Consider the following 4,955-nt stretch of genomic DNA (forward strand, 5'->3'; position numbering starts at 1 on the left):
CGCTGCCGCCCACGGCCTCGATCAGTTCTGCGTGATCGAGGCCGTGGGCGCCGCTTTCGGGTCCCGTGGGCGGGCTCACCGGGGAGGTTCAACGGGTCGGCGTGCTGTCGGCTTCCCTGTGGGCGGGTTCGCGGACCGCGGGGACCGTGCTGCCGAGATTCTCGCCTTCGACATCGACGTGCGGCAGGTGCCGATCGAGCCAGCCGGGCAGTGACCAGGCCCGTCGGCCGAGCAGGCCCAGGACGGCGGGCACGATGGTCATGCGGACCACGAACGCGTCGAAGACGACGCCGATGGCCAGACCGAAGCCGAGCGACTTGATCATGGCGTCGTCGCCGCCGATGAACCCGGCGAAGACACCCGTCATGATCAGTGCGGCCGCGATGACGACCTTGCCGCTGTGCCGGAAGCCCTCGGTGATCGCCTGGCGCGGATCGGCGCCGTGGACGTACGCCTCGCGGATCCGGGTGACGAGGAAGACCTGATAGTCCATGGCGAGGCCGAAGACGATACCGACCAGGAGGATCGGCATGAGGCTCATGATCGGGCCGGTGGTCTCCAGGCCGAACAGGTCCTTGAACCAGCCCCACTGGAAGACCGCGACCACTGCGCCGAGCGAGGCCAGGACGGACAGCAGGAAGCCGAGCGCCGCCTTGAGCGGCACCAGGATCGAGCGGAAGACAAGGATCAGGACCAGGAAGGCCAGGCCGACGACCAGCGCCAGGTAGGGGACGATCGCGTCGGCGAACTTCGAGGCGACGTCGATGTTCATCGCGGTGGTCCCGGTGACCATGGCCTGGGTACCGGTGGCGGTCTGGACGCCCTTGGCCTGGTCGCGGATGGTGTGGACGAGGTCTTTGGTCTCCTCGCTCGCGGGCGAACTCTTGGGGACGAGGGCGACCATCGCGGTGTCCCTGGCCGGGTTGTACGTGGCCGGGGCGACGGTGGCTACATCCTTCACGTCCTTGACACTGTCGTCGAGTTGACCGACGGCGGTCTTCGTGGCAGCCGGATCGCTGCCGCTGACGACGAGAGTCAGCGGGCCGTTGAAGCCGGGGCCGAACGACTCGGCGAGCATGTCGTAGGCCTTGCGCTCGGTGGTGGAGGTGGGCTTGGTGCTGTCGTCGGGCAGGCCCAGTTCGAGCCTGGTCGCGGGCAGCGCGATCACACCGAGGCCGAGGACCGCGAAGACCAGGACCTTCCACGGGCGGCGCAGAACGAAGGCCGCCCAGCGCTCCGCCAGAGGCGGCTTCGTGCCGGAGGCCTTCGAACCGGCGGACTTCTTGCGGGAGGGGCGGCCGAGAACGCGGTCGGGGGCGAAGGCGAGCAGAGCCGGGACCAGAGTGACGGCGACCAGGACGGCGACGACGACGGCGCCTGCGGCGGCCATGCCCATGGCCGTGAGGATGGGCAGGTTCACCACGGCGAGACCGACCAGCGCGATGACGACGGTCAGACCGGCGAAGACCACCGCGGAACCCGCGGTGCCGTTCGCCCGGGCGGCCGCCTCGCGGGCGTCGTGGCCCAGGGCCCGCTCGGATCGGTAGCGGGAGACGATGAACAGGGAGTAGTCGATGCCCACCGCGATGCCCAGCATGGTCGCAAGGGACGAGGTACTGCTGTTGAGATCCAGGGCCGTGGTGAGCGCGGTGATGGCGCTCGTGGTGATGCCGACACCCAGCAGGGCGGTCAGCAGCGGCATGCCGGCCGCGATGAACGAGCCGAAGGTGACGATCAGGATCAGCGCGCCGAGCACGAACCCGATCGCCTCGGCGGCGCTGCTCGCCTCGGCGGGTACCAGCGCGCTGCCGGACGCCTCCACGGTCAGGCCCTGGCCACGTGCCGCGTCAAGGGCGTCGTCGAGGTGGCTGTGGTCCGCGTCCGTCAGTTCGGCGGGCTTGGTCTTGTACGTGACCTGGGCGTAGCCGGTGGTGCCGTCGGCGCTGATGGTCTTGGCCTTGAACGGGTCGGCGACCGAGGCGACGCGCGGCGAGGAGCCCTGCAAGTCCTTGAGCAGTGAGGAGACTTCGGCTCGCGGCTCGCCGGCGGCCAGCTTCTCCCCGTCGGGTGCCCGGACAACGACGCGGGCGCTCGCCCCGTCGGCGTTGGCCGCGGGGTACTTCTCGCCGAGCACGTCGTACGCCTTCTGCGCCTCGATGCCGGGCAGGGTGATGTTCGAGTTGCTGCTGCCGCTGCTGCCCGCCGCCGCGGCGCCCGCGACGCCGAGTACGACCGCCCAGAGCAGCAGGGTCAGCCAGCGACGGTTGAACGCGCCGCGCCCGAGCCGGTGCAGAAAAGTAGCCATGAGAACAACAGACTCCGTACGTCAGGAACGAGACGAGGATGGGAAACGGTTGGGGCCCTGGTCAGCTCACCCGGAGGGTGTGCCGGGCGCTGTCCCCACAGGCCGCGGCGCGCCCCCGGGGCCCCGTACGCCTGGAGCGCCTGAGGGGACCGGGCCCGGCCCGTCGTCGACGGGCCGGGCCGGGGCGGGGCACCGGCACCGGGGGGAAGCCCGTGCCCTCGAACCATGCTGCTGCAGCCCGCGGCGGCGCGGCGTCAGCCCTGAGTACGGAGTGCTGCGTGCCGTGTCGGTCATCCGGCCGACACCACGGGAGCGATCCGGCTCCCTAGGCTGGTGGCGTGGATTGGAAGCTTCCGTTCTTGCCCGGCATCCGCCGCGTCGTCTCCGCCGCCGCGGTGGTAGCCCTGGCCCTGCTGTGGGCGGCCGACATCCTGGTGCTGCTGCTCGTGACCGAGCCGCCGATCGCGCCCACCAGCTGGCTGCCGGTGTTCGTCACCGGCCCCCTGGCCGCGCTCGCGCTGCCCGGCACCCACCGCCCACTGCCCTTGCCGGTGCGGGCGGTGGGTGCGGCCGCCATGTCCTTCACGCTCAGCTGCGTGTGCCTGTTCGTGCCGGTGAGCGGGACGGACTTCGGGTATCTGGAAATGTTCGCGCTGCTGTTCCTGATCATCCGGACACTCGCCCAGGTCCACCGCACCCGCGCCATGGCGTGGACAGTCGCCGCCCTGGCCGTCAGCATGCTGATGCAGACGCTGCGCACCCGGACGCTGGACGGCTTCGTCGGGGGCAGCTACATGGTGACGATCCTGCTCTCGCTCGGCATCGCCATGGGGTGCGTCGTCCGCGCGTCCGAGGCCCGTCGGCAGCGTGCCGTACGGGATGTGCGGCACGCCGAGCGGCTGGCTCTGGCCCGTGATCTGCACGACCTGATCGCCCACCACATGACGGGCATCATCGTGCAGGCCAACGCGGCCAGGACCGTTCACGCGACCGCGCCCGAGAAGGTCGAGCCGGCCCTGGAGGCGATCGCCCGGTCCGGTACGGAGACCTTGGAGTCGATGCGGCGGCTTGTGCGGGTGCTGCGCGAGGACGACCATCAGGCGCTGCGGCCGGGCGATCTCCTCGCCGAACTCGGGGATCTCGTCGGTGAGTTCTCCCGGCGTCGGCCCGATGCTCCGGCGGCCCGGCTCGAGGCGAGCGCCGCGGTCCGCACGAGCCGGTTCAGCCCGGAGGTCGAGGCGACCGTGCTGCGGGTGGTCCGGGAGGCTCTCACCAATGTGCTGCGGCATGCCCCGGACGAGCGGGTGACGGTGCGTCTGGACGCCGACCCGGGGTGGATACGGGCGACGGTGACCAACAGCGCGGGGCAGCGCCAGGCGGACCATCCGGCGGGCGGGCGCAGCGGCTTCGGCCTGATCGGTCTTCGCGAACGCGTCGAGGCGCTCGACGGCACGTTCCGGGCCGGTGTCACGAGCTCCGGTCAGTGGGAGGTGGTGGCCGGACTGCCGCGCCCCCTCACGGACGCTGGTCCCGCGAGGTGACCACTCCGCTGTCCCACGCCCAGGCCGCGATCTCCACGCGGTTGCGGGCCTCGACCTTGGCCTGGATCCGTGCCAGATACGTCTTCACCGACGACAGCGACAGGAACAGTTCCTCGGCGATCTCCTGGTTGGTGCGTCCTACGGCCACGAGGCTGGCGATCTCCGTCTCCCGGCTGCTCAGCCCGGCGGCCTCCTGCTGCTCCTCGCCGCCGACTCTGTGCTGCAGCCCGCGCAGCAGCCGCACGGTGACCGCGGGCGAGACCAGCGCGTCGCCGCGTGAGGCCGCCCGCACCGCCTCCACGAGCAGCGCGGGCGGAGCGTCCTTGAGCAGGAAGCCGCAGGCGCCGTAGCGCAGAGCGTCGCGTACGTAGTCGTCCTGGTCGAAGGTGGTGATCACGACGACGTTCATCGCGGATTCGCCGGGCGTCTCCCCCGCCAGGGTGCGGGTGACCTCCAAGCCGTCCATCCGCGGCATGCGGATGTCGGCCAACACCACCGCGGGGCGCAGCCGTCGGGCCAGCTCGACGCACTCGACACCGTCTCGTGCGACACCCACGACCCGGATGCCCGGCTGGGCATCGAGAATCATCTCGAAGCCGGCCCGGACCAACTCCTGATCGTCGGCGATCACCACATCGATCAGATCATCGGCCACAGCCCGTTCCTTCCGTCTACGGCACCGGGTGCCGCCACCAGGCGCCCCTCCGTCCGGAGCTGGGGCTCATCGTAATCTCGGGCAGCCCGCAGGCCGGGGCGGGCCCGCAGCGGCAAGCCGGTCGGCACCCGGTGTCGGGGCGCACGGACAAGGCCGGCCTCGGCCGAGCGAACCGTCCACCGCCGCCTGCCGAAAGTCCGCCGATCGTTGTGACTCGTACTCCGCCTGTGTTGAGTTTCGAACCCCGATCACCAGGTGAGGCTGTCCGGCCCGTTACTCTTCGCAGTGTCTACGGCGTCAAATAGCGGGCGCCCACCACTGGAGGAAACATTTCATGCTGATTGCTCAGCGTCCCTCGCTGACCGAAGAGGTCGTCGACGAGTTCCGCTCCCGGTTCGTGATCGAGCCGCTGGAGCCGGGCTTCGGTTACACCCTCGGCAACTCCCTGCGTCGG

General features: G+C 70.6%; 3 protein-coding genes and 1 pseudogene. 2 read left to right on the plus strand and 2 right to left on the minus strand.

Annotated features, from left to right (window positions below):
- Positions 1-88: 88 nt before the first annotated feature.
- A complete protein-coding gene (locus ACFQ7F_RS45325) occupies positions 89-2,305 on the minus strand; it encodes an MMPL family transporter (protein WP_383285476.1) in 2,217 nt (738 codons plus the stop codon).
- Between the two features lie 338 nt (positions 2,306-2,643).
- Here ACFQ7F_RS45325 and ACFQ7F_RS45330 point away from each other — a divergent pair, with 338 nt between their 5' ends.
- A complete protein-coding gene (locus ACFQ7F_RS45330) occupies positions 2,644-3,846 on the plus strand; it encodes a sensor histidine kinase (RefSeq protein WP_383285479.1) in 1,203 nt (400 codons plus the stop codon).
- On the opposite strand, the gene ACFQ7F_RS45335 is transcribed toward ACFQ7F_RS45330, so the two are convergent.
- Positions 3,821-4,501 carry a response regulator gene (locus tag ACFQ7F_RS45335; protein WP_383285482.1) on the minus strand — a complete coding sequence of 227 codons (681 nt, stop codon included), beginning with the start codon at positions 4,499-4,501 and terminating at the stop codon, positions 3,821-3,823. The genes ACFQ7F_RS45330 and ACFQ7F_RS45335 overlap by 26 nt on opposite strands.
- Positions 4,502-4,835: 334 nt before the next feature.
- On the opposite strand from ACFQ7F_RS45335, the pseudogene ACFQ7F_RS45340 reads away from it, so the two are divergent.
- Positions 4,836-4,955, plus strand: a pseudogene (locus tag ACFQ7F_RS45340) (DNA-directed RNA polymerase subunit alpha); the annotation flags it as partial.

This window comes from Streptomyces sp. NPDC056486, assembly GCF_042795295.1.
Taxonomy (GTDB): Bacteria; Actinomycetota; Actinomycetes; order Streptomycetales; family Streptomycetaceae; genus Streptomyces.